We start from the raw sequence: 25,170 nt of genomic DNA, 5'->3' as shown, positions 1-25,170 counted from the left end.
TAGGATCGTCCTCCGCAAGGGCGCGCGGTGGCAACTGCCGGAGCGCGCACTGGGCTTGACCGATCGTCACCGAGGGGCGGCTGGACGTGAGCGAGGGGTACGAGGGCAACACCGGTACGGGCGGCGCACAGCCCGCCGGTGACACAGGAACAGCCTCTGGCCACGCGGGAATCCCGTTCCTGGGGCACGTATTGCGGGTATCGGGACTTCGGCGGGACGAACAACACGCCCCGGACGGATGGATGCGACACGCGTGACGGAGCAGCCGACCTCCTTCGAGCGCCCCCTGGGCGCCGACCCCGCGGATCCCCGCGGGGCGCTCCTGCGTACCCCGACCCCGCCCCGCGCGCCCGGCGCCGCCGCGTTACCCGCGCAGGCGCGCACCGGCGAACCGCCCTCCACCCCGGGTACCACCGCACCGTCCGGCAACGACAAGGCCCCCGTGAGCAACGGTCCCGAGCATGCGCAGCCCTCCGCCGCCGCGGAGGCCGACACCCATCGTCCCCGACCGGTCCCGGAGGGCATCCCGGCCCAGCCGAGCACCGAGTCGGCTTCGGAGGAGCGCCGTACCGGGCAGGGCGTGGCGCCCGGCCGGCCCACGCCGATGCGGCGGGACGGGGACCGGCTGCGGTTCGTGGGCGCCGCGACCCGGCGGATCGCCCGCGGTATCGACCTCGACGAGATCGTGATGGGGCTGTGCCGGGCGACCGTGCCGACGTTCTCCGACGCGATCCTCGTCTACCTCCGCGACCCGCTGCCGGTCGGCGACGAGCGGCCCACCGGGCCCGTCGTGCTGCGGCTGCGCCGCACCGACCGGATACCGGAGGAGCGGGACACCGACGGCGGCTTCCTGCCCGCGCAGGGCGTGCCGGAACCCACAGAGCTGGCAGAACTGTCCGCCGTCACCGCCGAGTTGTGCGAGGTACGGCCCGGCGGCGCGCTCGCCGAGGTGCTGCGCGGGGTCCGCCCGGTGTTCGCCGACGCGCCCGCCGCCAGCGCCGCGCTGCCCGAACTCCTGGGCGACGACGGCGAACTGGTCGTACCCACCGGCCAGCGCGCCATCCTCGCTCCCCTGCGCGGCCGCCGCCGGGTGATCGGGGCCGCCCTCTTCCTGCGCCGCCCCGAGCGCATCGCCTTCGAAGCGGACGACCTCCTGGTCGCCGCCCAACTCGCCACGCACAGCGCGCTGGGCATCGACAAGGCGGTGCTGTACGGCCGCGAGGCGTACATCGCCGACGAGCTCCAGCGCACGATGCTGCCCGAGACCCTGCCCCGCCCGACCGGCGTACGGCTCGCGTCCCGCTATCTGCCCGCCGCCGAGACCGCGCGCGTGGGCGGCGACTGGTACGACGCGATCCCGCTGCCGGGCAGCCGGGTGGCGCTGGTGGTGGGCGACGTGATGGGCCACTCCATGACCTCCGCCGCGATCATGGGCCAGTTGCGTACGACGGCCCAGACGCTCGCGGGCCTGGACCTGCCGCCCCAGGAGGTGCTGCACCACCTCGACGAGCAGGCGCAGCGGCTGGGCACGGACCGCATGGCGACCTGTCTGTACGCCGTGTACGACCCGGTCTCGCACCGCATCACCATCGCCAACGCCGGTCATCCGCCGCCCGTCCTGCTGCACCTGGGCGGCCGGGCCGAGGTGCTCCGGGTGCCGCCGGGCGCGCCGATCGGGGTCGGGGGCGTCGACTTCGAGGCCGTGGAACTGGACGCGCCGGCCGGAGCGACCCTGCTGCTCTACACCGACGGTCTGGTCGAGTCGCGACTGCGGGACGTGTGGACCGGGATAGAGCAACTGCGCGAGAAGCTCGCCGCGACCGCCCAGCTCACCGGTCCTGATCATCCGCCGCCGCTGGAGGCCCTGTGCGACGAGGTGCTCGACATGCTGGGCCCCGGTGACCGGGACGACGACATCGCGCTGCTCGCCGCGCGGTTCGACGGGATCGCGCCGAGTGATGTCGCGTACTGGTTCCTGGAGCCGGAGGACGCGGCGCCCGGGCGGGCCCGGCGGCTGGCCCGGCGTGCGCTGTCCCGGTGGGGACTTGAGGAAATGAGCGACTCGGTCGAGCTGTTGGTGAGCGAGGTCGTGACGAACGCGGTGCGGTATGCCTCGCGGCCGGTGACGCTGCGGCTGCTGCGGACCGATGTGCTGCGCTGCGAGGTCGGGGACGATGTGCCGCAGTTGCCCCGGCTCAGGCAGGCGCGGGCCACGGACGAAGGTGGCCGCGGGCTGTATCTGGTGAACAAGCTGGCCAGACGGTGGGGGGCCACACGGCTCAGTACCGGCAAGGTCGTGTGGTTCGAACTGAACCGAGGATGAATCAAGGGCCGGTCCCCTGTGCGGGGACCGGCCCTTTTCCTTACCGCTCTTCGTCCGGGTCCACCGGATCCTCCGGGATCTCGTCCGTCGGGGGCTCGGTGGTCGGCTCCTGCGTCGTCGGCTCGTCCGTCGGCTCGTCCGTCGTGGGCGCGCCGGTGGGCGTCGGGGGCTCGGTGGTCGGGGCCTCGGTCGTGGGAGCCTGGGTGGTCGGCTCCCGCGTCGTCGGCTCGTCCGTCGGCTCCTGCGTCTTCGTCGGCGTCCAGGTCGGCTCGACCGCCGCGCCCTGGTCGGTGTCCAGTTCGAACTCGGCGTCCGTGTCCGTCACTCCGAACATGTACGCCGCCCAGATCTGCGCCGGGATGCCACCGCCGTTGACCCGGCCCGTGCCCGGCAGTTCGCCGGTCGCGCCCTTCATGTCGACCTGCTTGCCCGTCTTCTTGTCCTCACCGAACAGGCCGACCGAGGTCACCAGGTCCGGGGTGTAGCCGGTGAACCAGGCCGACCTGCCGAAGTCGGACGTACCTGTCTTGCCGGCGACCTCCTGGCCGTCGCGGGCGGGGTTGTCGCGCACGGACTTCCGGGCCGTACCGTCGTCGACCACGCCCGTCAGGACGGAGGTCACGGTGTCGGCGGCCTCGGGGCTGATGACCTGGTCGCCGACCGGGTCGGGCATCTCGATCTGGCGGTTGTTCTGCTCTGCCGACTTGATGAGGGTCGGGGTGACCTTCTTGCCGTGGTTGTCGAGGGTGGCGTAGACGCCGGCCATCTGGAGCGGGCTCGCGCCCATGGTGCCGAGGGTCTGCGCGGGCACCGCCTGGAGGTCGTCGTCCATGCCGAGCCGGGCGGCCGTGTCCATCACCTCGTCCATGCCGACGTCGATGCCCATCTGTGCGAACACCGAGTTGATGGACTTGTTCATCGCGGTCTGGACGGTGACGTCGCCGTAGTCGACGTCATCCTCGTTCGGCGGGGCGAAGCCGACCTTGTTGCCGTTCGCGTCCACCACCGGGCGCTTGCTGTCGCCGTCGTAGACCGTGCTCGCGCCGATCGCCTCGCCGTCCTGCGTCTTCGCCTGGTTCTCCAGGGCCGCGGCGAGGATGACCGGCTTGAACGTCGACGCCGGCTGGTAGTCGGTGCGGGTGGCGTTGGAGCGGTAGTGCTCGAAGTAGTCCGCGCCGCCGTACAGGGCGACGATCTTCCCCGTCTTCGGGTCGACCGAGACGGCTCCCGCCTGGATGTCCCCGTCGACGGGGCGCTTCTTCGGGTCGAGCTTGCTGGTCAGCTGGGTCTTGACCGACTTCTCCAGCTGCGCCTGCTTCTTCGGGTCGATGTTCAGGGTGATGGTCCAGCCCTGGCTCTTGACCTGGGTCTCGGCCTCGGAGCGCGAGATGCCCTCGTCCTTCATCAGCTGCTCTTCGAGCTGATTGTTGGCGAGGTCGACGAGATAGCCCTTCTGGCCTTCGAGACCGGCGGCGGCCTTGGGCTCCTCGGGCACCGGGAACTTCATCGACTGGCGCTCGGAGGAGCTCAGCCAGCCCTCCTCGACCATGTTGTTGAGGACGTAGTTCCAGCGGTTCTTGACGAGTTCCCTGCCCGTCTCGGAGGCGACCGCCCAGTCGTACTGGCTCGGCGCCTGGAGCAGGGCCGCGAGATAAGCGCCCTGCTCGACGTCGAGCTCCTCGGCGTCGACCCGGTAGTAGGCCTGCGCGGCGGCCTGGATGCCGTAGGCGTTACGGCCGAAGTAGCTGGTGTTGAGATAGCCCGCGAGGATGTCGTCCTTCGACATCTGGCGGTCCACCTTCAACGAGATGACCAGCTCCCGGAGCTTGCGGGTGACCGTCTGATCCTGGGTCAGGTAGTAGTTCTTGACGTACTGCTGGGTGATCGTCGAACCGCCCTGCGCGCCCTTGCCGCTGAGCGTGTTGATCAGGCCTCGGGTGGTGCCCTTGAAGTCGACGCCTGAGTCCTTGTAGAAGGTCTTGTTCTCGGCGGCGACGAAGGTGTTGCGGACCTCCTCGGGCACCTTGGACAGGTCCACGATCTCCCGGTTGACCTTGCCGTCGCGGGCGAGGATCGAGCCGTCGCTGTACTTGTAGACGTTGCTCTGCAGCCTCGCGGCCGCGTTGCCCTTGGGGACGTCCACCATCAGGTACAGGACGATGAAGCCGCCGATGCCGAGCAGGCACAGGCCGAGGAACGTGCCGAGGATCTTCTTCCAGGTGAAGAACCTGCGTATGCCGCTCGTGCCGGCCGCGCCGGACGAGCGGCGACGCTTGGGCGCCGCGCGGCGGCCACCGCGCTGCCGCGCTCGTCTCTCTTCCGCTCGTCCCATGAGTCCGATCCGCTCCGCTTCGCTCTGGTGTGCACTCGTGCCACACAGGTTCGCCGCTCAGGTCAGCTCAGAAAGCTAACACCGGGAGATGTGACAAAGGGCCGCCGATCCGGCCTTTTACGGACGTGACAATCAGCACCCGTCTCAACGGAACCGACCATCGAGGCGGGCGCAGGGTTGCCTCGCGGGTTATTGTGCTATCACTTAGATAGATCAGAGTAAGCACACGAAACGGGGACCAGCCATGTCGAACGACCACACATCCGTCACCGCCGACGTACCCGAGATGCCCGCGCCACGGGTGCGCGAGTTCGCCGCGCACAGCATCGGCGGCGGCCTCGCCCTGCTGCTCGGCCTGCTCGGGCTCGCCGCCGGCGTCGGCTGCGCCGTCGGCTCCACCACCGTCTCCGGGGGCGGCGCCAAGGCCGCGATGATCATCGGCGGCATCGCCGTCGCCATCGCCGCCTTCCTCGCGATGTGCGGACTGAACACGGTCGCCCCGGGCGAGGCCCGGGTGGTGCAGCTCTTCGGGCGGTACCGGGGGACGATCCGGAAGGACGGACTGCGCTGGGTGAACCCGTTCACGTCCAGGACCAAGATCTCGACCCGGGTCCGCAACCACGAGACCGCCGTCCTCAAGGTCAACGACGCCTACGGCAACCCGATCGAGCTCGCCGCGGTCGTGGTGTGGAGGGTCGAGGACACGGCCCAGGCCACCTTCGAGGTGGACGACTTCCTGGAGTTCGTCTCCACCCAGACCGAGGCGGCCGTCCGGCACATCGCCATCGAGTACCCGTACGACGCCCATGACGAGGACGGTCTCTCGCTGCGCGGCAACGCCGAGGAGATCACCGAGAAGCTCGCCTTCGAGCTGCACGCGCGCGTGGAGGCGGCCGGAGTGCAGATCATCGAGTCGCGCTTCACGCATCTCGCGTACGCTCCCGAGATCGCCTCGGCGATGCTCCAGCGGCAGCAGGCCGGGGCGGTCGTCGCGGCACGGCGGCAGATCGTGGACGGAGCGGTCGGCATGGTCGAGGCGGCACTCGCGCGGATCTCCGAGCGGGACATCGTGGAGCTGGACGAGGAGCGCAAGGCGGCGATGGTGTCGAACCTGATGGTGGTCCTGTGCGGTGACCGGTCGCCGCAGCCGGTGCTCAACACGGGAACCCTCTACCAGTGACAGCTCCTCAGGGCCGGCCGCAGCGCAAGCAGGTGCTGCTGCGGCTGGACCCGGCCGTGTACGAGGCGCTCGCCCGGTGGGCGGGGGACGAACTGCGGTCCGCGAACGCGCAGATCGAGTTCCTGCTGCGGCGCGCCCTCGCGGAGGCGGGTCGCCTTCCGGGCGAGGCCAAGCCGATGCCGCGCCGCGGCCGGCCGCCCGCGAAGCCTCCCGAATCCCCGTAGCAGAACCGTGACAATCGGCCCCCACCTGGGCCGCCGTACGGACCGCCATGATCTGCACACTCGATGTATACATGCGGCGTATACACCCCGTGTAGAGTCCTCGGCATGTCCATCGGTCACACCCTCCTAGGGCTCCTGGAATCGGGCCCCCGTCACGGTTACGACCTGAAGCGGGCCTTCGACGAGAAGTTCGGTCACGACCGGCCGCTGCACTACGGCCAGGTCTACTCGACGATGTCCCGGCTGCTGAAGAACGGCCTCGTCGAGGTCGACGGCATCGAACCCGGCGGCGGGCCCGAGCGGAAGCGGTACGCGATCACCGACGCCGGGGTCACCGACGTACAGCGGTGGCTGGCGACGCCCGAGAAGCCCGAGCCGTATCTGCAGTCCACGCTGTACACCAAGGTCGTCCTCGCGCTGCTCACCCGGCGCGACGCCGCCGACATCCTCGACACCCAGCGCGCCGAGCATCTGCGGATGATGCGGATCCTGACCGACCGCAAGCGCAAGGGCGATCTCGCGGACCAGCTGATCTGCGACCACGCCCTGTTCCACCTGGAGGCCGATCTGCGCTGGCTGGAACTCACGGCCGCGCGGCTCGACAAGCTGGCCGAGGTGGTGGTCAAGTGACGCCGCCCGCCGGTGCCCTGCTCGCGGCCGAGGAGCTGCGCAAGGCCTACGGTCCGACCGTCGCGCTCGACGGCGCCGAGTTCTCCGTGCATCCCGGGGAGGTCGTCGCCGTGATGGGGCCCTCCGGCTCCGGGAAGTCGACGCTGCTGCACTGTCTCGCCGGGATCGTGCCCCCGGACTCCGGGTCGATCACCTACGCCGGGCGGGAGCTCGCGACGATGAGCGACGCCGAGCGCAGTGCGCTCAGGCGCTCGGAGTTCGGTTTCGTCTTCCAGTTCGGCCAGTTGGTGCCCGAGCTGACCTGTGTCGAGAACGTCGCCCTGCCGCTCAGGCTGAACGGCACCTCCCGCAAGGAGGCCGAGCGCACCGCGCTGTCCTGGATGGAACGTCTTGAGGTCGACGACCTGCGCAAGAAGCGGCCCGGCGAGGTCTCCGGCGGTCAGGGGCAGCGGGTCGCCGTGGCCCGGGCGCTGGTCACCAGCCCCCGGGTGGTGTTCGCCGACGAGCCGACCGGCGCGCTGGACTCCCTCAACGGCGAGCGGGTGATGGGGCTGCTCACGGAGGCCGCTCGATCCACCAACGCCGCCGTCGTGCTGGTCACGCACGAGGCACGGGTGGCGGCCTACTCCGACCGCGAGATCGTCGTACGGGACGGGCGGTCCCGGGACATGGAGCGGATCGTATGAACCAGTGGGGGAGAGATCTCGCCCTCGGTTTCCGGTTCGCCTTCGCGGGCGGGCGCGAGGGCTGGACCCGGGCCCTGCTGACGGCCGTCGGGGTCGGGCTCGGGGTGGCGTTGCTGCTGCTGACGACGGCGATCCCGAACGCGCTGTCGGCCCGGGACGACCGGAGCGACGCGCGCACCGACATCACCTACAGCTCCGAGGTGCCGCCCAAGGCGGACAACACGCTGCTGGTCGCGGAGACCGACACCGTCTTCCGCGGCGAGGACGTCCGGGGGCGGTCGCTGGAGCCGGAGGGCCCGCGGGCCCCGCTGCCGCCCGGGGTGTCCGAGTTCCCCGCCGCGGGCGAGATGGTGGTCTCCCCTGCGCTGAAGCGGCTGCTGGAGTCGGACGGCGGCAAGCTGCTGCGCGAACGGCTGCCGGACCGGATCGTGGGAACCATCGGGGACAGCGGTCTGGTCGGCTCGGCCGATCTCACCTTCTACCGGGGCGGCGAGGGACTCGAACGGTATGTCGACGGCGCCCAGGTGACCCGTATCGACCGTTACGGCGATCCCAACCCGTACCGCGAGAAGACCGACCCGGTGCTGGTCCTGCTGATCCTGGTCGTGTTCGTCGCACTGCTGATGCCGGTCGCGGTGTTCATCGCGGCGGCCGTGCGGTTCGGCGGCGAGCGGCGCGACCGGCGGCTCGCGGCGCTGCGTCTGGTGGGCTCCGACGGCCGGATGACCCGCCGGATCGCGGCCGGCGAGGCGCTCGCGGGAGCGCTGCTCGGGCTGGTCTTCGGTACGGTCTTCTTCCTGATCGGACGTCAGATCGCGGGCTCCGTCGAGGTGTTCCGGTTCAGCGTCTTCCCGCACGACCTCAACCCCTCCCCCGCGCTCGCCCTGCTGGTGGCCGTGGCGGTCCCCGCGGCCGCGGTGCTGGTGACGCTGCTCGCGCTGCGCGGGGTGGTCATCGAACCGCTCGGCGTGGTGCGTACGGCCAAGCCCGCGCGCCGCAGGCTGTGGTGGCGGCTGCTGCTGCCGCTCGGCGGACTCGCGATGCTCTACCCGATGATCGGGCAGGGCAACGACGACGGCGACTTCAACCAGTACCTCGTCATCGGCGGAGTGATGCTGCTGCTGGTCGGTGTGACGGCGCTGCTGCCCTGGATCGTGGAGACGGTCGTCGCCCGGCTCGGCGGCGGCGGGATCGCCTGGCAACTGGCCGTACGACGACTGCAGTTGAGCAGCGGTACGGCCGCCCGGCTGGTCAACGGTGTCGCGGTCGCGGTGGCCGGGGCCATCGCCCTGCAGATGCTCTTCGCCGGAGTGGAGAGCGACTACACCAAGGACACCGGCTACGACCTCACGAAGGCGCAGATGCAGGTCGACGTGGGCGGTGGTGTGGAACTCGCCGGTGCCGCGGAGGAGTTGCGAGGGACCGAGGGCGTGCGCCGGGTCCTCGCTCTTTCGGAGGGCGCCCTGGGCGACAAGCCCGCCGACCCCGAACGGAGCTCCTCCGTGACCGTCGGCGACTGCGCGGCGCTGCGCGAGGTCGCCGAGCTGCCCTCCTGCCGGGACGGTGACGTCTTCGCGATACGCGGGGCGGCGTACGACACCGACACCCCGCGACTGGCCGTCCCCGGCACGAAGTTGTACCTGGACCCCGGCTACGTCGGAGCCGACACGGGCCTCGGCGTCGCCTGGAAGGTACCGGAGGGGATCCGCAAGGCGGACGGGGTCAAGGATCTGAGCGGTCTTGAGCGCAGCGGCTTCCTGATCACCCCGAGGGCGCTGCCCGAAGCGGCGAAGCCGGCCATGCTCGGCCGCGCCTACCTCGGGATCGACCCGTCCGTACCCGACGCGCGCGAGCATGTGCGCAACACCGCGGCGGCCCTGGGCCCGCTGGTGTACGCCTCGGACTGGTCGGCGACGGAGCGGTCCGACCGCTACGCCTCCATCCGCACCGGCCTGTTCGTCGGCGCCGTGTGTGTGCTGGTGCTGATCGGGGCGAGCCTGCTGGTCTCCCAGCTGGAGCAGTTGCGCGAGCGCAGGAAGCTGCTGTCGGCGCTGGTCGCCTTCGGCACCCGGCGGCGCACGCTGAGCCTGTCGGTGCTGTGGCAGACGGCGATCCCGATCACGCTGGGCCTGCTGCTGGCCTCGACGGTGGGCCTCACCCTCGGCGCGGTCCTGCTGCGGATGACGGCCACGCCGGTCCGGGTGGACTGGGGCAGCCTGCTGTCGATGACGGGCGCCGCGGCCGGAGTCGTCCTCGCGGTGACCCTGCTCAGCCTGCCTCCCCTGCTGAGGCTGATGCGCCCGGACGGTCTGCGCACCGAGTGAGTCAGGACAGCACCCTCACGGGCAGGGGGCGCAGTTCCTCCCGCAGCGCGGTGGCCAGTTCCTGGTACTCCGCGCTGCGGGCCGCGCCCATGCGCATGGCGAGGGCGATCCGGCGGGTGGGGGCAGGGTCGGAGAAGTATCCGGTCAGAAGCTGGTTGCTGCGGGACGTCTCGACCTTGACGGCGGTCCGCGGCAGCAGGGTGACACCGAGGCCGCCCGCGACAAGCTGGACCAGCGTGGAGAGACCGGCGGCCGTGGTGGTGACCGGGGCGCCCTCCCGGCGCCCGCCACCACCCTCAAACGAGGGGCTTTGCCCCGCCCCCTTGAATCCCGGGCCGGCCTCCCGGCAGATGTCGAGGGCCTGGTCGCGCAGACAGTGCCCTTCGTCCAGGAGCAGCAGATTCAGCTCCTTCAGCGCCTCGCGCGGAATCCCCGCACGGCCGCCGAGGCGGTGGTCCGCAGGCGTGACCAGCACGAAGTCCTCGTCGAAGAGCGGGAGTTCGGTGACCCCGGGCACCCCGAGCGGGACGGCGAGCAGCAGCAGGTCGAGGCGGCCGGTGTTCAGGCCGTCGATGAGGCTCGCGGTCTGCTCCTCGTGGACCTGGAGGTCGAGGTCGGGGTAGCGGTCGTGCACCAGACGCAGCACCGTCGGCAGCAGATACGGCGCGACGGTCGGGATGACCCCGAGCCGCAGCACCCCGGTGAACGGCGCCCGTACCGCCTCCGCCTCCTCCAGCAGCGCGCCCACCTCGTCCAGTACTGCCTTGGCGCGTACGGCGAGCCGCTCGCCGGCCGCCGAGAGCAGCACTTTGCGGGTCGTACGCTCCAGGAGGGTGACGCCGAGCGTCTCCTCCAGGGCGGCGACGGCACCGGACAGCGCGGGCTGGCTCATGCCGATGGCGGCGGCCGCGTCCCGGAAGTGCAGATGCTCCGCGACGGCCGCGAAGGCCCGCAGCTGGGCCAGACTGGGCAGCCGCCTCTTGGCTCCCGCATTACCCACAGTCACTGATAACCGCCTCCGATCAACATGACCGAGTGTAGCGATTTCTCTAATCAATGCACCTTGTGCCAGCATCTGGCTCGTCCAACCCATGGGAAGCGTCCGCGATCCGGACGCTTCTTCGCTGCAAGGAGAGCGTGTGCTCACTGTTGGTGACAAGTTCCCCGAGTTCGAACTGACCGCCTGTGTCTCGCTGGAGAAGGGCAAGGAGTTCGAGCAGATCCACCACAAGTCCTACGAGGGCAAGTGGCTCGTGGTCTTCGCGTGGCCCAAGGACTTCACCTTCGTCTGCCCGACCGAGATCGCCGCGTTCGGCAAGCTGAACGACGAGTTCGCCGACCGCGACGCGCAGATCCTCGGCTTCTCCGGTGACTCCGAGTTCGTCCACCACGCCTGGCGCAAGGACCACCCGGACCTGACCGACCTGCCCTTCCCGATGCTGGCCGACTCCAAGCACGAGCTGATGCGCGACCTCGGCATCGAGGGCGAGGACGGTTTCGCGCAGCGCGCCGTCTTCATCGTGGACCCGAACCGCGAGATCCAGTTCACGATGGTCACCGCCGGCTCCGTCGGCCGTAACCCCAAGGAGGTCCTGCGGGTCCTCGACGCGCTGCAGACCGACGAGCTCTGCCCGTGCAACTGGAGCAAGGGCGACGAGACCCTGGACGCGGTCAAGCTGCTGGCCGGGGAGTGACCTGAGATGTCGCTCGACTCCCTCAAGTCCGCCGTCCCGGACTACGCCAAGGACCTGAAGCTCAACCTGGGCTCGGTCATCGGCAACTCCGACCTACCGGCGCAGCAGCTGTGGGGCACCGTGCTGGCGACCGCCATCGCCTCGCGCTCCCCGATCGTGCTGCGCGAGCTGGAGCCGGAGGCGAAGGCGAACCTGACGCCGCAGGCGTACACCGCGGCCAAGTCCGCGGCCGCGATCATGGCGATGAACAACGTCTTCTACCGCACCCGGCATCTGCTCTCGGACCACGAGTACGGCACCCTGCGCGCCGGTCTGCGGATGAACGTCATCGGCAACCCCGGCGTCGACAAGGTCGACTTCGAGCTGTGGTCCTTCGCGGTCTCCGCCATCAACGGCTGCGGCATGTGCCTCGACTCGCACGAGCAGGTGCTGCGCAAGGCGGGCATCGAGCGCGAGGTCGTCCAGGAGGCGTTCAAGATCGCCTCGGTGATCCAGGCGGTCGGCGTGACGCTGGACGCGGAAGCGGTGCTCTCCGCGTAACCCGCTCTGCCGCGGGCCCCGTTCACTCCCGGTGGACGGGGCCTTCGACGTGGGGAGCACGGGCTTCCTGCGAATGGGCCTTCAAATAGCCCACCACCGTGTTCGTCACCGCCACCAGCGGTACGGCCACGACCGCCCCGCCGATCCCCGCGACCAGCCCGCCCGCCGCCACCGACAGGACGACCGCCAGGGGGTGGACCCGGACCGCGCGGCCCAGGATGAACGGCTGGAGGATGTGGCCCTCGATCTGCTGGACCGCGAGCACGACCGCCAGCGTCATCACCGCCGTGAACACGCCCTGCGTCACCAGCGCGACGACGACGGCCAGCGCGCCGGAGGCCACCGCGCCCACGAGCGGGATGAAGGAGAAAAGGAAGATGAAGACGGCCAGCGGTACGGCCATCGGCACATCCAGGAAGTAGATGCCGATGCCGATGAAGATGGCGTCGATCAACGCCACTATCACCGTGCCGCGCACATACGCGGTCAGGGTGCGCCAGGCCGCGGGTCCGGCCCCGGCCACCCCCGGCCGCGCCGCCGCCGGCACCAACTTCAGCGACCACTCCCAGATGCGCTTGCCGTCGTAGAGAAGGAAGAGCGTCGAGAAGGCGGCCAGCAGGATGCCGGTCAGCGCCTCGACGATGACCGTGACGCCCTCCAGGCCCGCCGAGGTGATCTCGTCGGTGTTGGCGCCGATCGTGTCGCGCAGGTTCTCGGCGACGTCGTTGATCTGCTTGTCGGTGACGTGGAAGGGGCTGTCCAGCAGCCAGTTGCGCAGCTCGTCGATGCCGTCCTGGACCTGGTCGGAGAGGTTGTCGATGTTCTCCATCACCTGCCAGGTGACGAACCAGCCCATCAGCCCCATCACGACGAAGCCCAGGATCGCGGTGAGCGCGGTCGCGAGGCCCCGCGGGACGCCGTAACGGCGCAGCCGGGCCACGGTGGGCTGGAGCAGCGCCGTCATCAACAGCGCGGCCACGAACGCCAGTACCACCAGCTGTACGGCGCTGATGACCCGCATCAGCACCCACACGGTGCCGGCCAGCACCAGCAGCCGCCACCCGGCCTCGGCGGCGACCCGCACTCCCCACGGCACGGCCAGCGCGGGATCCGGACGCGCCGGAGCGGCGGGCACGGGCTCAGGGGGCGGCGGCACCTTGTCGGCGGGCGGCGGTGTCGGGGCGGGCGGGGAGTCGCCGCTCTCGCGCTCCACGTCCGCGCGGCGCTCGTCCAACCGCTCTCCCATCCGCGTCAGACCGGCACCGAGCCGACCGAGCCACCCTGGCACTCGCGACATGATCCGTCCTTTTCCCCCGTCTTTCCCCACCACTCCCCCCGGAGCCGTCCGGTCCGACCGTACATGGCAAAGCCCCCCACCAAAGACGGTGAGGGGCTGAGCAAGGCTGAGCGGTGAACCTAGTACCAGCGGTTCGCCTGCCAGAACGACCAGGCGTCACAGGGACTGCCGTAGCGCTGGTTCATGTAGTTGAGGCCCCACTTGATCTGGGTCGCCGGGTTGGTCTGCCAGTCGGAGCCCGCCGAGGCGTACTTGCCGGCCGGGAGCGCCTGGAAGAGGCCGTAGGCGCCGGAGGACGGGTTCACGGCCTGGTAGTTCCAGCTGGACTCGCGGTCCACGATGTTGCTGAAGCACTGGTACTGGCCGGACGGCACCATCGACTGCGCCATCGCCTGGATCTGCGCGACGGTGTACGAGCTCTGCACAGGGAAGCTGGAGGAGGACCGGGAGGCCTTCGCCTCGGCCTCTTCGCGCTCCTTGGCTTCCTCGGCCGCCTTCGCCGCCTTCGCCGCGGCTTCCTTCTTCTGGATCGCGGTCTGGGCGGCGGCCCTGCGGGCCGACTCCTCCGCGTCCTTCTTGGCGCTCGCGTCCGCGGCAATCGCCTGGACGTTCGCCTGCTGTGTCAGGGACGCGGTCTGCACCTGGGCCTGCTGACCCGTGGGTATGTCCGCGAGGAGCGTCGCGTCGGCTGCCGTCGCTTCGGCGTCGTTGGTCTGCGCGGTGCTGCCCGAGGCAACGCCGACAACGCTTCCGACAGCGGTGACCGCGGTGGCCGAGGCCACTGCGAATCCCCGGACCGAGATCCGGCTCACACGGTTTCCTTCCAGCATCGTCCGCTTCGGTGACCCTGGCGGACGCAATCGTGCCCCTGACACTGGCCTCCCAACTGCGGGGTCACGGGAGGCGCGGGCCCGGTGGGCAACTCCCCTGTGGGGAGCGCCGCGTGGTGCACGGGCGGCATACGACGACGCTTTGGAGTTAGCGGTGTTTCTCAAGTTGTGCCGTACCGCTGGGGGTACAGGTGTGTCGTATGCGGGGCCTGACAGGAGTGAGACTCTGCCGTACCCGGACGCCGCAAGGCAATTCTGTGTTGCGTGTGAAAGCTCACATCCCGTTTGGTCCAGGGAGTTCTGAGAAACAGCAACACGCCAAGGCGCCGCCCAACTAGGCTCTAGGCCTTTGTCGGACGGCGCCAACTGGTCGCTATGACCTCAGATTTGTCCGTCTTCCAGCATTTCGGTCACAAGGGCCGCGATCTGGGACCTCTCGGACCGCGTCAGCGTGACATGGGCGAAGAGCGGATGTCCCTTCAGCTTCTCCACGACGGCGACGACTCCGTCGTAGCGTCCGACCCGGAGGTTGTCCCGCTGGGCCACGTCATGGGTCAGAACGACCCGTGAATTCGCGCCGATCCGGGACAGAACGGTCAGCAGGACATTCCGTTCCAGCGACTGCGCCTCATCCACGATCACGAACGCGTCGTGCAGCGAGCGTCCGCGGATGTGGGTGAGCGGAAGGACCTCCAGCATCCCGCGCGCGGTGACCTCCTCGATGACCTCGCGGCTGGTGACCGCGGACAGCGTGTCGAACACGGCCTGCGCCCAGGGGCTCATCTTCTCGGCCTCGGTGCCCGGCAGATAGCCGAGCTCCTGCCCGCCCACGGCGTACAGCGGCCGGAAGACCATCACCTTCTGGTGCTGCCGGCGCTCCAGCACGGCCTCAAGACCCGCGCACAGCGCCAGCGCCGACTTACCGGTGCCGGCCCGGCCGCCCATGGAGACGATCCCGATGTCCGGATCGAGGAGCAGATCGAGCGCGATGCGTTGCTCGGCGCTGCGCCCCTTGATCCCGAACGCCTCCCGGTCGCCGCGCACCAGCCGGACGTTGCCCTCGGCCGTCACCCGGCCCAGCGCCTTGCCGCGCTCGGACTGGATGGTGAGCCCGGTGTGCACCGGCAGGTCCGCCGCCTCGGGCACATACGCGTGCCCCTCCTCGAAGAGGATGTCCACCTGCTCGCCCGGCAGGGTCAGTTCGGACATTCCGGTCCAGCCGGAGGAGTCCGTGATGGCGAGCTCGGCGCGGTACTCCTCGGCGAGGAGCCCGACGGACGAGGCCTTGATCCTGAGCGGAAGGTCCTTCGACACCACGGTGACGTCGAACCCCTCGGCCTGCAGATTGCGGGCGACCGCGAGGATGCGGGAGTCGTTGTCCCCCAGGCGGTAGCCGGTCGGCAGAACGCTGGGGTCCGAGTGGTTGAGCTCGACACGCACCGTCCCGCCGAGGTCCCCGATCGGGATGGGGCCGTCGAGGCGACCGTGCCGGACTCGGAAGTCGTCCAGCAGACGCAGCGCCTGCCGGGCGAAGTAACCGAGTTCGGGGTGGTGCCGCTTGGCCTCCAGCTCCGTGACCACGACGATGGGGAGCACGACTTCGTGCTCGTCGAAGCGGTTCAGGGCGTTCGGGTCGGACAGCAGGACGCTCGTGTCGAGAACATAAGTGCGCCGGTCGGGCTTGTGGCGCTTTGTGCTGGTCACCACGGAAGGACGTACCCCCTCGGAAGAGGTCGGGGAGCGACGGAGAGGATGCAGGGCCGGGAGGGCGGGAAGAACCAGGCCGGTCGACGGCGCCGTTGCACGGGCCGAAAACCGGCCCTTGGCTGCTTCGTCCGTACGGTGACCGCACGATCGGGCTGGTGCAAAGGGCCTCCCGGGCGGACGGCCCCGTGCCGTCCGCTGAGATCCGACACCCGTGGTTCGGGTGTCGACCTGCTTGGCTTATGCCCTCGAACAAGCGCTGCCATGCCAGGGCATATGACGGCGCGCTGGTGAACTCCTTGTTACTTCCGCCCCGGACGAGGTGGCCGCATGACCTGTGGCTCAGCCGCCGTAACGGCGGTGGCGGGCGGCGTAGTCGCGCATCGCTCGCAGGAAGTCGACCTTGCGGAAGGCCGGCCAGAACACATCACAGAAGTAGTACTCGGAGTGCGCCGTCTGCCACAGCATGAATCCGGACAACCGCTGTTCCCCGCTGGTGCGGATCACCAGGTCCGGGTCGGGCTGGTCGCCGGTGTAGAGGTGGCGGCCGATCATCTCGATGTCGACGGAGTCGGCGAGCTTCTCGATCGAGGTGTCCCGGTCCGCCGCGTCGAGCAGCATCGAGCGCACCGCGTCGGCGATCTCCTGGCGGCCGCCGTAGCCGATGGCGACGTTGACGAGTATGCCGTCGACGTGCTCGGTGCTCTCCTCGGCCTCCTTGAGGGTGGTCTGCATCCGCGGCGGCAGCAGATCACGCGTGCCGACGTGGTGGACGCGCCAGCGGCCGTCGGCGGCAAGAGTCCTGACGACGTCCTCGATGATCCCGAGCAGCGGGACCAGCTCCTCCTGCGGGCGGTCGAAGTTGTCCGTCGACAGCAGCCAGAGGGTGACGACCTCGACGTCCGTCTCGGAGCACCAGCCGAGGAACTCCTCGATCTTCTCGGCCCCGGCCCGGTGACCGTGCACGGTGGTGGAACCCGCGGCCTTCGCCCAGCGGCGGTTGCCGTCCATGATGACGCCGATGTGCTTGGGCACCTGAGCGTGGTCCAGGTGACCTTCCACCCGGCGCGCGTACAGCCTGACCAGCAGGCCGCGCAGCTTGTCGCGCAGGTTCACGTGATTGTCAGCCCCTCCGTACAGATCGGGCGGCCGCTGGCCCCGGCCAGATCCCCGGGGGCGGTCCCAGCCCTGTGGCGGTCCCGGGACTGAGCCTACCCCCGGTGCCGGGGGCGGCCGTCAGCGGCTTCGGGGGCGGCTGAACCAGGCGTCGGCGGCGTCCCGCCCGAGCAGGACGACGACCGTGATCGCGGCGCCGAGCGGGATGACGCCGAGCAGGGCTTCCTGCCTGGACAGCGCGCTCAGCGCGAAGATGATCTGGATGACCGGGGACACGATCGAGGCGGTACGGACGCCGCCGTTCGGGTAGCTCCGAATGGCATGTACCGGACTTTAACCGGGACAAGAAAACGGGCCGGTCCGTGGGGGGGAGACGGACCGGCCCGAGGGGGGGTTTCCACCATAACCCTTCGTAAGTGATGCTGCGCGCATCGGCGTGCCACAACTACTCTCCGAAATCGCGTGGCGACGGGGCGGTGGGCGTGAGTGGGGGATTTCGCAGGGGGCTCATGGCCGGAACCCAGCGGATTCCCAGGGCAATCAAGCGGGATAAGGGGCGGAGCGGCCGGGTTTGGCGGCCCTGCGACGCGCTCGGCGAGTTGGCCGCCATCCCTCCCCCGGGTGACCCGGGCAGCGAACGCCGGCTTGACGCCGGGGCGGGCCGTACGACGGCACATCCGCCGCAGGTGGGCACGGCACCGCGCAGCCCCCTCCACTGCGCGGTGCCGCCCGCGCAGCTTTGCTGACGCGAATTGCCTTGGTCTGAACTTACGCGAGTTACAGATGGGACGCGAGTGGCAAGCGATAACAATGTGGACAAGCCATGAATCCTTGGATACATAGGCGGAAGCACCCTGATTCCCTGTTTGCCGCATTTGCTACGGCCTTTCGGCACTCAAGAGGCCGGGATCTGACCTACATCCCCCCTACCGTCACCCCATGACGGTGACGATCTCCTGGCACGAGGCGAGCACACGGCGGCTCGAACGACAGTTCCTGGCCAATCCCCCATCGGAGGGCGCTTCGGTGCCCGGCATCGTCTCGGCGATGCTCGGCGCGCACGCCCAGGTCCTGTCCGCGGCCGAGCTGTCGATCGGCGTACGGTCCTGGGGCCTGACGCGGGCGGACATACGCACCGCACTCTGGGACGACCGCTCGCTCGTGAAGACCCACGGCCCGCGCGGCACGGTACATCTGCTCCCCGCCGGCGAACTCCCCCTGTGGACCGCGGCCCTGACCGCCATCCCCTCAGGCGCAAGCCCCTTCGCCCCCGACGCCCGGATCACGCAGGCGCAGGCCCAGGAGATCGTGACGGCGATCGGGACGCGCTGGACGGGGTGTGCCTGACGATCGACGAGCTGAGCGACGAGGTCGTGGCCCGCACCGGCCCCTGGGCAGGCGACCTGGTGATGCCGGCCTTCCAGGGCATGTGGCCGCGCTGGCGACAGGTCATGCTCCCCCATGGCCCAAAGGGCATGGGGGGACCCCCACGGCGGGCCAGGCGGGAGCTCTGTGCTTCGGCCCCAATCGGGGACGGAAGGTGACATACACCCGGCCGCCGCACTTCGACCCACTGCCGCCCGCGGAGGCGACGGCTGGGCTGGTACGGCGCTATCTCCACGCCTACGGTCCCTCGACGGCGCCCTGGTTCGCCAAGTGGCGGGCGGCACCGGACGGTTGGGCTGCCGTCTCCTCCGCGATCTGGCCGCCGAGGGAGCGATCGAGGAGGTCGACTTCGAGGGGGCACCGGCGTGCGATCGAGGAGGTCGACTTCGAGGGGGCACCGGCGTGCGATCGAGGAGGTCGACTTCGAGGGGGCACCGGCGTGGGTGGCGGCGGGCGACACATCGTTCCCCTCCTCCGGGTGGAAGGGCGTGCGGCTTCTGCCGTACTTCGACGCGTACGTCATCGCCGGGCAGCCTCGGCAATCACTGTTCCCCGGGCAGGCGTACCGGAGGGCGCTGGCGGGAGGGCAGGCGGGGAACTACCCGGTGCTGCTGGTGGACGGTGTGGCGGCCGGGGTGTGGCACCAGCGGCGCCAGGGCCGGCGTACGACGGTGACCGTGGAGGCGCTGAGAAGCCTGACCGCGCGGCAGGAGCGGGAGTTGGACGAGCAGGTGCGGCGGGTGGGTGAAGTTCTCGAAGCCCGGCCCGAGTTGGTGCGGGGGGAGGTGACGGTGGGCCCGCACGCCTAACGGCGCCGCGGCTTACGGGCGTCGAACAGGTGCCGGGTGCTGTGGGCGACGAAGGGCCCCTCGTCCCGGATCCGCTCATGCAGGGACCGGAGTTGAGGCTCGTAGGCCTCGACGGTGAAACCGGGGACCATCCAGATCACCTTGCGCAGGAAGTGGACGACGGCCGCGATGTCGTGGAACTCCATGCGGAGTTCCTCGGCACGCAGATCGACGACCTCCAGACCGGCGGCCTCGGCGTCGGCGCGCTCCCTTTCCGGATGGCGGCCCTCGCGCACCTCTTCCGGCTGCGGCCCGAGAAAGAACTCGACGAGTTCGAAGACGCTGTGCGGCCCGACATGCTGGGCGAAGTAGATGCCGCCGGGCGCGAGCACACGGGCGATCTCCGTCCAATGGGCCCGGACGGGGTGCCGACTGGACACGAGATCGAAGGCGCCGTCGGCGAAGGGCAGCGGGCCCGGCTCGGGCGAGGCCACGACGGCGACACCGCGCGGCGCCAGCAGGGCGGTGGCCTTGGCGACATTGGGCGGCCAGCCCTCGGTGGCGACGGTGAGGAGCGGGGCCTTTGGGGTGTGCCGGAGGGCGAAGTCGAGCACCTCCCCTCCCCCGGTCTGGATGTCGAGGGCGGCGGCGACGCCGGGACCGGCCAGCCGCTCGGCCAGGGAGACGGCGTACCCCCAACTGGGCCGCGCCTCGGTGGCCCGCCCCTCGAACCAGGAGAAGTCCCAGCCCTCGGTGGGCACGGCGGCGCCCTCGGCGACGAGGTCCTCGAAGGAGCGGGTGTCGTGGCCGTCGTGGCTGTGGTGCGGGTGTCCCATGCCCGGATGATCGCAGCCACTGTCAGTCAGAGGCTGGGCCACGATCACCGGAACCTGGGTACCCGCATCAATGTCAGAGGCCGCTGCTAATTTCCGCGGTATGACGAACCCTGAGACTCCACGTACGCAGTACACGGCCGATGACAAGGAAACGCTGCACGCGAGCCTCGACCGGATGCGGGACGCGGTGCTGTGGAAGCTGGAGGGGTTGGACGACTCGGAACTCCGCCGCCCGCTGACCCCGTCGGGCACAAACCTGCTGGGCCTGGTGAAGCACCTGGGCTCGGTGGAGTACGGCTGGTTCGTCTCGGCCTTCGGCGGCGAGGTCGAGCCGCTGTGGTTCGACCCGTACAGCGACGAGGACATGCGCGCGGACCAGGGCGAGACGACCCAGCAGATCATCGACTTCTACGGCCGCGCCCGCGCCGCGGCCGACCGCACGATCCGCGAGCGGTCCCTGGACGACCTCGGCCGACCGGACTGGCGGGGCGAGGCCATGTCCCTGCGGTGGGTGCTGGTCCACATGATCGAGGAGACGGCTCGGCACGCGGGGCACATGGACATCGTGCGGGAGCTGATCGACGGGGCGACGGGGGACCGACGGCCGGGGTCATGAGTCCTTCTGGAGCATGAGCATGATGTGCTCGTCGTCGCCATGGGTGACGGTGCCGGTGCGCCGGAAGCCGTGCTTCTCCAGGAGCCGGACGGAGGCGGTGTTGTCCTTGAAGGGATCGGCGTAAAGGGGGCGGGTGGTCTCGCGCTCCAGAAAGAGCCCGAGGGCACGACTGCCGACACCGCGCCCCCAGTAGGCCCGCCCGAGCCAGTACCCGATGAACCGCCGCTCCCCCTCCCACCAGGCGACGAGGTTCCCGGCGACTTCGCCGTCCAGAGTGACCGTCTGCACGAAACCGTCGGGGTCCCCGAGAACACGCTCCTTCCAGTGCCGCATGAAGCGGTCCCGAGGCCGGGGCGTGAAACGGGAGCGCCGGACGGCCTCGGGATCGTGCTCGAAGGCGAGGAAGGCTTCGAGGTCGGCGTCGACCACGTCACGCAGTGCCACGATGTCATCGCTCATGTCGGGGAGTGTGACACCCGGCACTGACATTGATGCTGATACTCGGGTTCCGGTGGTCGTGACCCGGGCACTGACTGACGTCAACGCCGGTGGCTACGGGACGAGCGGCCGCACTTCCTCGGCGACGAACCGCACGAACCCCTCGGGGTCGGGCTCGTCCCCCGTCGGCTGCAGCACGACGGTATCGGCCCCGGCCTCCGCGAACCGCTGAACGGCCTTGGCAACAGCACCGGCGTCTCCGGCGACACCGAGTCCGGGGACGTCGGCGAGGCCTTCGTCGCCGAGCTCGTTCCGCAACCGGTCGGCTGCGCCGGCCCCGGTGGCGGCGAGGAGATAGACGACGACGCGATGCGGATCGGTACGCCCGGCGGCCGCCCGCCCTTCATCGATGAGCTGCCGGGCCCGACGTACGCCATCCGGGGGGTTGGACGCGGTGAGCAGCGTCCCGTCGGCAGCCTCACCGGAGAGCCGGAGGGAACGGGGCCCGGTGACACCGGCGATGACGGGAACGGATTCCGCCGGGGGCCAGTCAAGTGCGACGTCATCGAGCCGGACGTACCGTCCCTCGGTCGTCAGCCGCTCCCCGCGCAGGAGTGCCCTGAGGGCAACGAGATGCTCCCGCAACAAGGTGACCGGCGACTCAACCCGCGCCCCCACCTGCCCCATCCACTCCTGCACCCCATGCCCGACGGCAAGGACGGCCCGCCCCGGAAACATCCGCTCCAGCGTGGCCGCCTCCATGGCGGTGATGGCCACGTTCCGCAAAGGCACCGGCAACAACCCGATCCCGACCCGCACCCGATCGGTCCAGGCGAGCGCGGCCGCGGCGGCGGAGACACCGCCTTCCCGGAAGCAGTCTTCCCAGAGCCAGAGTTCGTCGAGCCCGGAGCTGTCGGCGAGATGTGCGATGGATCGGAGGTGCTCGGGGGGTAGTTGGGGGCGGAAGACTGCGCCGAGTTGGGTCATGGGGGTGTTCCTACCCCGGGTCAGCGTGGTGGATAACGCCTTCACCTGTTAGGGGGTCTTCGAAAGTGACTGTCTCGGCGATCTCGTGGAGCAGTGTCCGGTACTGCTCCCGGCGCGCCAGGGCCGTTGTGCTCAAGGTGAGAATGGCCAGCCGCTTGCAGTCCGGATGGGGCAGGTAGCCACGGAACTGGACCAACTGTTGCTTCGGCAGCCCACTTTCGGCGGACGGCATCAATGTTGCTTCGCTGAATGCCACTGGGCCACAAGAAAGTTCGCGAAATTCGACTCTCTCTTGGCCCGTAGCGGAGGTCACCGCGCGGGCTACCGTTACAGCACGCGGAGCGACAGCGATGTCACGCCAGACAATGGTGAACCACGATACAAGCAGATCTCCACTGGTCGCGCGTGCGTCGTCGATGTCGTCACGGTGCAGTCCGATCGAGCAATGGACAGTACCCACCTCTCGAAGCGCACCCAGCAACTGCTGGGCCATCGCGAGTTGGGCAATGAACTGCTGGCGTACCAGCTCATTGGGCGCCGCCTCCAGGAAGGGAGCAAAGGCAGTGCGAAGGTCGTCGGCTGCCGGAGTACCAGGTACGGGCAAATGCATCGAGGGGAAGAGCAGTAAAGCCTGGCAGCTCGGCAAACCACATTTCCGTGGCGGGATCCTTAGCGGACTCGTGAATGGTGACGCCGGGGATATCCATGAGCCTCATGCTTTCAATGTGAGCCAAGGGTGGGAGGGGGCGAGCCCGCAAGCCGACCACGCTCGATGTCTTCAGCAGTTGCACCCCAGCCCACTGCGTGAACGCTGTCCTCAGGCTTCATCTGCTGACGCAGGATATGCATTCGACGCGGCCCCTCACGGCCGCTCGTAGGTGCAGCGATGAGCCCAATAAATCGAGGGTCACCGGCGAACCAAACAATCGCGATTTGCGCCTTCAATTCGCTCTTGGCCCTCGGCGCCATCCGGCGGTTCCACCACTCTGTGCGCAGGTGATGCGGGAAAACCAGGGCCAGCCGTTGGCCCGGCCGGGACGGGTTGGGAAATTCGAACCAGCCGTGCTGCTTGCCCTCGACCTCAGGATGCTTGCCCAATCCAAAAGAAGGCTCCCGAACAATCTGCCATGGATATACCCGCAGAATCCTTCTCATGCGCAACGCGGCCGGGAAGTAGAACAATTGGAGCACTACTCTGTACATGGAATAGGCCAGAAGCGGGATAAACAAGACGATGAAACCTTGGGACAAGAACCCGACGAGCACGGCCAGCAGCCCGACCCAGACGGCAATCCAACCGATCAAGCCCACGGCGTTCATTACCATGTGTCTCATCCAGGCACGACGCGTCGGCGGGTGCTCCCAGGCAGTGGTGTGGTCGACAGGGGTCACTGGCAGGCGCTCCAAGTGAGAAAGTCAGAAGACATGGCCGATGAGGTTGAAGATTCCGCCGTTATCCAGGATGATCCTGGCTCCGTCGATTCCGGCGACGCTGCCGTCCTTGATTCCGTCGTCGTCCGAATCCACCACTGAGTTGTACAAGCCGAAGCCGCCTGTTCCAACACCCACCAGCCCGGAGGTTGCGGCTACGGCTTTGGCTGTGCTCTCACGCCTGGCAGCGCTGACACCCCGCACAGTCAAGCCAACCAGGGGGTTACTCACCCGCGAGATCCCCTGCATACCTTCGACGGTCTTCGTTCCGAGAGTCGCCAGCTTCTGGCCGACCGTGAGACTCCCACTGCCCGTCCGAATTGCATTCATCAAACCCTTGGTGCCGAGCGTTACGGCCCCGACCCCTGGGATCATACCCATGGCATCCGCTCCGACACTGACGAGATTGCTGAAGAAATCCGCGTCGAACTCGCCGCGGAGGAAGCCGTCTTTCAGGGACTCCCATGTTTCGTCGTCGCTCAGCCTCCAAGCCAGCGCAGAGGCACTCAACGCTGACGCTGCGAGCATCAGGGCAGCCACCATGGCAGCACCCAAAGGGCCGGCGAAAATGATCGCCACGACCGCGACAATGCCAGCCGCAAGGCTCAGGATGTCGCCGAGGTTCTCGTCAAGCCAGTCAAGTGCCTTATCAAACCACCCAGGCTCGTGCGGTGCTAGTTTCTTTGTGGCGTCGCGGATCTTCTGCGCCCGGTGGGAGGCCTGATTCTCGTGCTCCTCTGCAAGCCTTTTCGCCCTGCCGATGATCTTGCGTAGATCAGCCTGGGCCTCTTCGACGTCGGCCTTCGCGCGCGTGAGAGCCTTCTGGGCGGAGGTCTGGTCGGCGCCTGTCTTGTCCAGGCCTGAATCTTCCTCAGCCTTGTCCGCTCGCCCTTGCGCGCGGTCCAGCGCTGCCTGGGCTTCCTTGGCGTCTTCCTCAAGGCGCTTGGCTCGGCGCTGAAAGTCGTCGAGTTCACCTTCCCAACGATTGAGCTGCTTGGCCGCCTTGCGGATGGAGTGCGCGGCGTTCTTTAGATTCAGCGGCAGTGGACCACCGTCGAGCTGCTCACGGAAGGCGACAGCCGCATCCCCCTTCCAATAGCTGCCGTCCATGAGCTTGGTGACCACGCCGTACGTATCTTCAAGTACCTTCGCGCAGTCGGAGAGCTTTTTGTACAGCCCTCGCACGGTCTCCGTATCGCCCGGCACGGGGTTGAACCCCAGGTGGGGGTAATCAGGATTGGGGATGCGCGGTGCCGACTTGAGCCCTTGGGGCTTGTCGAGGTCCGATCTTGACTGGGGGTCGAGGGCGGCTCCAGTCCGCTCGTTACCAGGAGTGAGAGTCACTTCTGACCCCCGCTCTTACCTTCCCTGGCCTTCTTCAGAGCTTCCTCAAGCGCCTTGTCAACTTCAAAGTAGCTGTCTTTGCTCTTACCGATGATCTCGGCCAGATCCTCCGTCTGTTTGCCGATCTCTTTGGTGCCGTACTCCCACTCATCCTGGAAGTGTTCGCACGCGGAGTCGAGGTCGTCTGTACCGAGCCCGGTGACGTTCGCATCCAACAGAGCTTTACGGACGCCCGCGAGTGAGCTTGTCGACTTCCTCAACTGCGACATGAAATCGGCAAGTTCACCACCGTCCACGGCCAGTCGATCTGCCATGCTCCGTCCCTCCACTCGCGTGAGCCAGGAACTCTATCCGTTCCACCTGTGATGCCGAGTCGGTCGCCGGCTGTCAGCGGTTGACGGCCTGGATTTCCTGTACGACGACCTGCTGGGTCGCGCCGAAGGTGCCGTCGGGGAGGTCGCCGC

At 68.9% G+C, this 25,170-nt stretch carries 25 protein-coding genes and 1 pseudogene; 12 read left to right on the top strand and 14 right to left on the bottom strand.

The features are described 5' to 3' along the window. Window positions 1-238: 238 nt before the first annotated feature. Window positions 239-2,323, top strand: coding sequence for a SpoIIE family protein phosphatase (locus RMT89_RS17865; protein WP_315884744.1), 2,085 nt, complete (start codon window positions 239-241; stop codon window positions 2,321-2,323). Window positions 2,324-2,363: 40 nt separating this feature from the next. On the opposite strand, the gene RMT89_RS17860 is transcribed toward RMT89_RS17865, so the two are convergent. Beyond that, window positions 2,364-4,655 carry a transglycosylase domain-containing protein gene (locus tag RMT89_RS17860; protein ID WP_315884743.1) on the bottom strand — a complete coding sequence of 764 codons (2,292 nt, stop codon included), beginning with the start codon at window positions 4,653-4,655 and terminating at the stop codon, window positions 2,364-2,366. A 244-nt stretch (window positions 4,656-4,899) separates the two neighbouring features. Here RMT89_RS17860 and RMT89_RS17855 point away from each other — a divergent pair, with 244 nt between their 5' ends. From RMT89_RS17855 to RMT89_RS17835, 5 genes are all read left to right on the top strand, one after another. Beyond that, a complete protein-coding gene (locus RMT89_RS17855) occupies window positions 4,900-5,835 on the top strand; it encodes an SPFH domain-containing protein (RefSeq protein ID WP_315884742.1) in 936 nt (311 codons plus the stop codon). Beyond that, complete coding sequence (locus tag RMT89_RS17850) at window positions 5,832-6,059, top strand: hypothetical protein (RefSeq protein WP_315884741.1); 228 nt, start codon at window positions 5,832-5,834, stop codon at window positions 6,057-6,059. The genes RMT89_RS17855 and RMT89_RS17850 overlap by 4 nt, the downstream gene beginning before the upstream one ends. A gap of 105 nt (window positions 6,060-6,164) precedes the next feature. After that, on the top strand, window positions 6,165-6,689 hold the full coding sequence (locus RMT89_RS17845; protein ID WP_015658114.1) for a PadR family transcriptional regulator: 525 nt from the start codon (window positions 6,165-6,167) through the stop codon (window positions 6,687-6,689). Next, window positions 6,686-7,375 carry an ABC transporter ATP-binding protein gene (locus RMT89_RS17840; protein WP_315884740.1) on the top strand — a complete coding sequence of 230 codons (690 nt, stop codon included), beginning with the start codon at window positions 6,686-6,688 and terminating at the stop codon, window positions 7,373-7,375. Before RMT89_RS17845 ends, RMT89_RS17840 begins: the two co-directional genes overlap by 4 nt. Beyond that, complete coding sequence (locus tag RMT89_RS17835) at window positions 7,372-9,699, top strand: FtsX-like permease family protein (protein ID WP_315884739.1); 2,328 nt, start codon at window positions 7,372-7,374, stop codon at window positions 9,697-9,699. The genes RMT89_RS17840 and RMT89_RS17835 overlap by 4 nt, the downstream gene beginning before the upstream one ends. A gap of 1 nt (window position 9,700) precedes the next feature. Here the strand turns inward: RMT89_RS17835 and RMT89_RS17830 are convergent, their stop codons facing one another. Continuing rightward, window positions 9,701-10,705 (bottom strand): LysR substrate-binding domain-containing protein, encoded by a 1,005-nt coding sequence (locus RMT89_RS17830; RefSeq protein WP_315884738.1) that lies wholly within the window; start codon window positions 10,703-10,705, stop codon window positions 9,701-9,703. Between the two features lie 133 nt (window positions 10,706-10,838). On the opposite strand from RMT89_RS17830, the gene RMT89_RS17825 reads away from it, so the two are divergent. Both RMT89_RS17825 and RMT89_RS17820 read left to right on the top strand, forming a co-directional pair. After that, the gene (locus RMT89_RS17825; RefSeq protein ID WP_250077425.1) at window positions 10,839-11,393 is read left to right on the top strand and encodes a peroxiredoxin; all 555 of its coding nucleotides are present in this window, start codon (window positions 10,839-10,841) and stop codon (window positions 11,391-11,393) included. Between the two features lie 6 nt (window positions 11,394-11,399). Then, window positions 11,400-11,933, top strand: coding sequence for an alkyl hydroperoxide reductase (locus tag RMT89_RS17820; protein ID WP_315884737.1), 534 nt, complete (start codon window positions 11,400-11,402; stop codon window positions 11,931-11,933). A gap of 22 nt (window positions 11,934-11,955) precedes the next feature. Here RMT89_RS17820 and RMT89_RS17815 read toward each other — a convergent pair whose 3' ends face one another. The 5 genes from RMT89_RS17815 to RMT89_RS17795 form a co-directional block, all read right to left on the bottom strand. Further along, on the bottom strand, window positions 11,956-13,230 hold the full coding sequence (locus RMT89_RS17815) for an AI-2E family transporter (protein WP_315884736.1): 1,275 nt from the start codon (window positions 13,228-13,230) through the stop codon (window positions 11,956-11,958). A 119-nt stretch (window positions 13,231-13,349) separates the two neighbouring features. Then, window positions 13,350-14,042 carry a transglycosylase SLT domain-containing protein gene (locus tag RMT89_RS17810; protein WP_315884735.1) on the bottom strand — a complete coding sequence of 231 codons (693 nt, stop codon included), beginning with the start codon at window positions 14,040-14,042 and terminating at the stop codon, window positions 13,350-13,352. 399 nt (window positions 14,043-14,441) lie between these two features. After that, on the bottom strand, window positions 14,442-15,767 hold the full coding sequence (locus tag RMT89_RS17805) for a PhoH family protein (protein ID WP_315884734.1): 1,326 nt from the start codon (window positions 15,765-15,767) through the stop codon (window positions 14,442-14,444). 339 nt (window positions 15,768-16,106) lie between these two features. After that, entirely contained in the window at window positions 16,107-16,880 is a 774-nt protein-coding gene (locus RMT89_RS17800) for an isoprenyl transferase (protein WP_315884733.1), read from the bottom strand. Between the two features lie 120 nt (window positions 16,881-17,000). Then, a complete protein-coding gene (locus RMT89_RS17795) occupies window positions 17,001-17,156 on the bottom strand; it encodes a hypothetical protein (protein ID WP_315884732.1) in 156 nt (51 codons plus the stop codon). Between the two features lie 663 nt (window positions 17,157-17,819). Between RMT89_RS17795 and RMT89_RS45970 the strand changes: the two genes are divergently transcribed. The 3 genes and pseudogenes from RMT89_RS45970 (at window position 17,820) to RMT89_RS45960 (ending at window position 19,075) form a co-directional block, all read left to right on the top strand. Then, window positions 17,820-18,227, top strand: a complete 408-nt coding sequence (locus RMT89_RS45970; protein WP_399498344.1) for a DNA glycosylase AlkZ-like family protein — start codon at window positions 17,820-17,822, stop codon at window positions 18,225-18,227. Beyond that, window positions 18,220-18,495, top strand: a pseudogene (locus tag RMT89_RS45965) (hypothetical protein); the annotation flags it as partial. The gene RMT89_RS45970 and the pseudogene RMT89_RS45965, both read left to right, overlap by 8 nt. Before the next feature lie 136 nt (window positions 18,496-18,631). Beyond that, window positions 18,632-19,075: a DNA glycosylase AlkZ-like family protein gene (locus tag RMT89_RS45960; RefSeq protein WP_399498343.1), complete on the top strand. Its 444-nt coding sequence runs from the start codon at window positions 18,632-18,634 to the stop codon at window positions 19,073-19,075. On the opposite strand, the gene RMT89_RS17785 is transcribed toward RMT89_RS45960, so the two are convergent. Continuing rightward, complete coding sequence (locus tag RMT89_RS17785; protein ID WP_315884731.1) at window positions 19,072-19,890, bottom strand: methyltransferase domain-containing protein; 819 nt, start codon at window positions 19,888-19,890, stop codon at window positions 19,072-19,074. The genes RMT89_RS45960 and RMT89_RS17785 overlap by 4 nt on opposite strands. A 100-nt stretch (window positions 19,891-19,990) precedes the next feature. On the opposite strand from RMT89_RS17785, the gene RMT89_RS17780 reads away from it, so the two are divergent. Next, on the top strand, window positions 19,991-20,506 hold the full coding sequence (locus RMT89_RS17780) for a DinB family protein (protein ID WP_315884730.1): 516 nt from the start codon (window positions 19,991-19,993) through the stop codon (window positions 20,504-20,506). Here the strand turns inward: RMT89_RS17780 and RMT89_RS17775 are convergent. The 6 genes from RMT89_RS17775 to RMT89_RS17750 form a co-directional block, all read right to left on the bottom strand. Further along, complete coding sequence (locus tag RMT89_RS17775) at window positions 20,501-20,965, bottom strand: GNAT family N-acetyltransferase (protein WP_315884729.1); 465 nt, start codon at window positions 20,963-20,965, stop codon at window positions 20,501-20,503. The two genes, RMT89_RS17780 and RMT89_RS17775, sit on opposite strands and share 6 nt — an antisense overlap. A gap of 93 nt (window positions 20,966-21,058) precedes the next feature. Then, the gene (locus RMT89_RS17770) at window positions 21,059-21,931 is read right to left on the bottom strand and encodes an LLM class flavin-dependent oxidoreductase (RefSeq protein ID WP_315884728.1); all 873 of its coding nucleotides are present in this window, start codon (window positions 21,929-21,931) and stop codon (window positions 21,059-21,061) included. Window positions 21,932-21,941: 10 nt separating this feature from the next. After that, on the bottom strand, window positions 21,942-22,541 hold the full coding sequence (locus RMT89_RS17765; protein ID WP_315884727.1) for a hypothetical protein: 600 nt from the start codon (window positions 22,539-22,541) through the stop codon (window positions 21,942-21,944). Window positions 22,542-22,651: 110 nt separating this feature from the next. After that, a complete protein-coding gene (locus RMT89_RS17760; RefSeq protein WP_315884726.1) occupies window positions 22,652-23,251 on the bottom strand; it encodes a hypothetical protein in 600 nt (199 codons plus the stop codon). Window positions 23,252-23,347: 96 nt separating this feature from the next. Further along, the gene (locus RMT89_RS17755; RefSeq protein WP_399498339.1) at window positions 23,348-24,568 is read right to left on the bottom strand and encodes a putative T7SS-secreted protein; all 1,221 of its coding nucleotides are present in this window, start codon (window positions 24,566-24,568) and stop codon (window positions 23,348-23,350) included. A 134-nt stretch (window positions 24,569-24,702) separates the two neighbouring features. Next, window positions 24,703-25,020, bottom strand: coding sequence for a hypothetical protein (locus tag RMT89_RS17750; RefSeq protein WP_315884724.1), 318 nt, complete (start codon window positions 25,018-25,020; stop codon window positions 24,703-24,705). Window positions 25,021-25,170: the final 150 nt, after the last annotated feature.

The organism is Streptomyces sp. P17 (assembly GCF_032436805.1).
Taxonomy (GTDB): Bacteria; Actinomycetota; Actinomycetes; order Streptomycetales; family Streptomycetaceae; genus Streptomyces.
This window is presented reverse-complemented; position numbering and strand designations above follow the sequence as displayed.

Excerpts from the sequence above, each read along its gene's own strand:
- RMT89_RS17835 (WP_315884739.1), top strand. The coding sequence starts at position 7,372 with ATGAACCAGTGGGGGAGAGATCTCGCCCTCGGTTTCCGGTTCGCCTTC.
- RMT89_RS17815 (WP_315884736.1), bottom strand. The coding sequence starts at position 13,230 with ATGTCGCGAGTGCCAGGGTGGCTCGGTCGGCTCGGTGCCGGTCTGACG.
- RMT89_RS17860 (WP_315884743.1), bottom strand. The coding sequence starts at position 4,655 with ATGGGACGAGCGGAAGAGAGACGAGCGCGGCAGCGCGGTGGCCGCCGC.
- RMT89_RS17760 (WP_315884726.1), bottom strand. The coding sequence starts at position 23,251 with ATGAACGCCGTGGGCTTGATCGGTTGGATTGCCGTCTGGGTCGGGCTG.
- RMT89_RS17820 (WP_315884737.1), top strand. The coding sequence starts at position 11,400 with ATGTCGCTCGACTCCCTCAAGTCCGCCGTCCCGGACTACGCCAAGGAC.
- RMT89_RS17750 (WP_315884724.1), bottom strand. The coding sequence starts at position 25,020 with ATGGCAGATCGACTGGCCGTGGACGGTGGTGAACTTGCCGATTTCATG.
- RMT89_RS17765 (WP_315884727.1), bottom strand. The coding sequence starts at position 22,541 with ATGCATTTGCCCGTACCTGGTACTCCGGCAGCCGACGACCTTCGCACT.
- RMT89_RS17770 (WP_315884728.1), bottom strand. The coding sequence starts at position 21,931 with ATGACCCAACTCGGCGCAGTCTTCCGCCCCCAACTACCCCCCGAGCAC.
- RMT89_RS17775 (WP_315884729.1), bottom strand. The coding sequence starts at position 20,965 with ATGAGCGATGACATCGTGGCACTGCGTGACGTGGTCGACGCCGACCTC.
- RMT89_RS45970 (WP_399498344.1), top strand. The coding sequence starts at position 17,820 with ATGACGGTGACGATCTCCTGGCACGAGGCGAGCACACGGCGGCTCGAA.
- RMT89_RS17785 (WP_315884731.1), bottom strand. The coding sequence starts at position 19,890 with ATGGGACACCCGCACCACAGCCACGACGGCCACGACACCCGCTCCTTC.
- RMT89_RS17780 (WP_315884730.1), top strand. The coding sequence starts at position 19,991 with ATGACGAACCCTGAGACTCCACGTACGCAGTACACGGCCGATGACAAG.
- RMT89_RS17855 (WP_315884742.1), top strand. The coding sequence starts at position 4,900 with ATGTCGAACGACCACACATCCGTCACCGCCGACGTACCCGAGATGCCC.
- RMT89_RS17865 (WP_315884744.1), top strand. The coding sequence starts at position 239 with ATGGATGCGACACGCGTGACGGAGCAGCCGACCTCCTTCGAGCGCCCC.
- RMT89_RS17845 (WP_015658114.1), top strand. The coding sequence starts at position 6,165 with ATGTCCATCGGTCACACCCTCCTAGGGCTCCTGGAATCGGGCCCCCGT.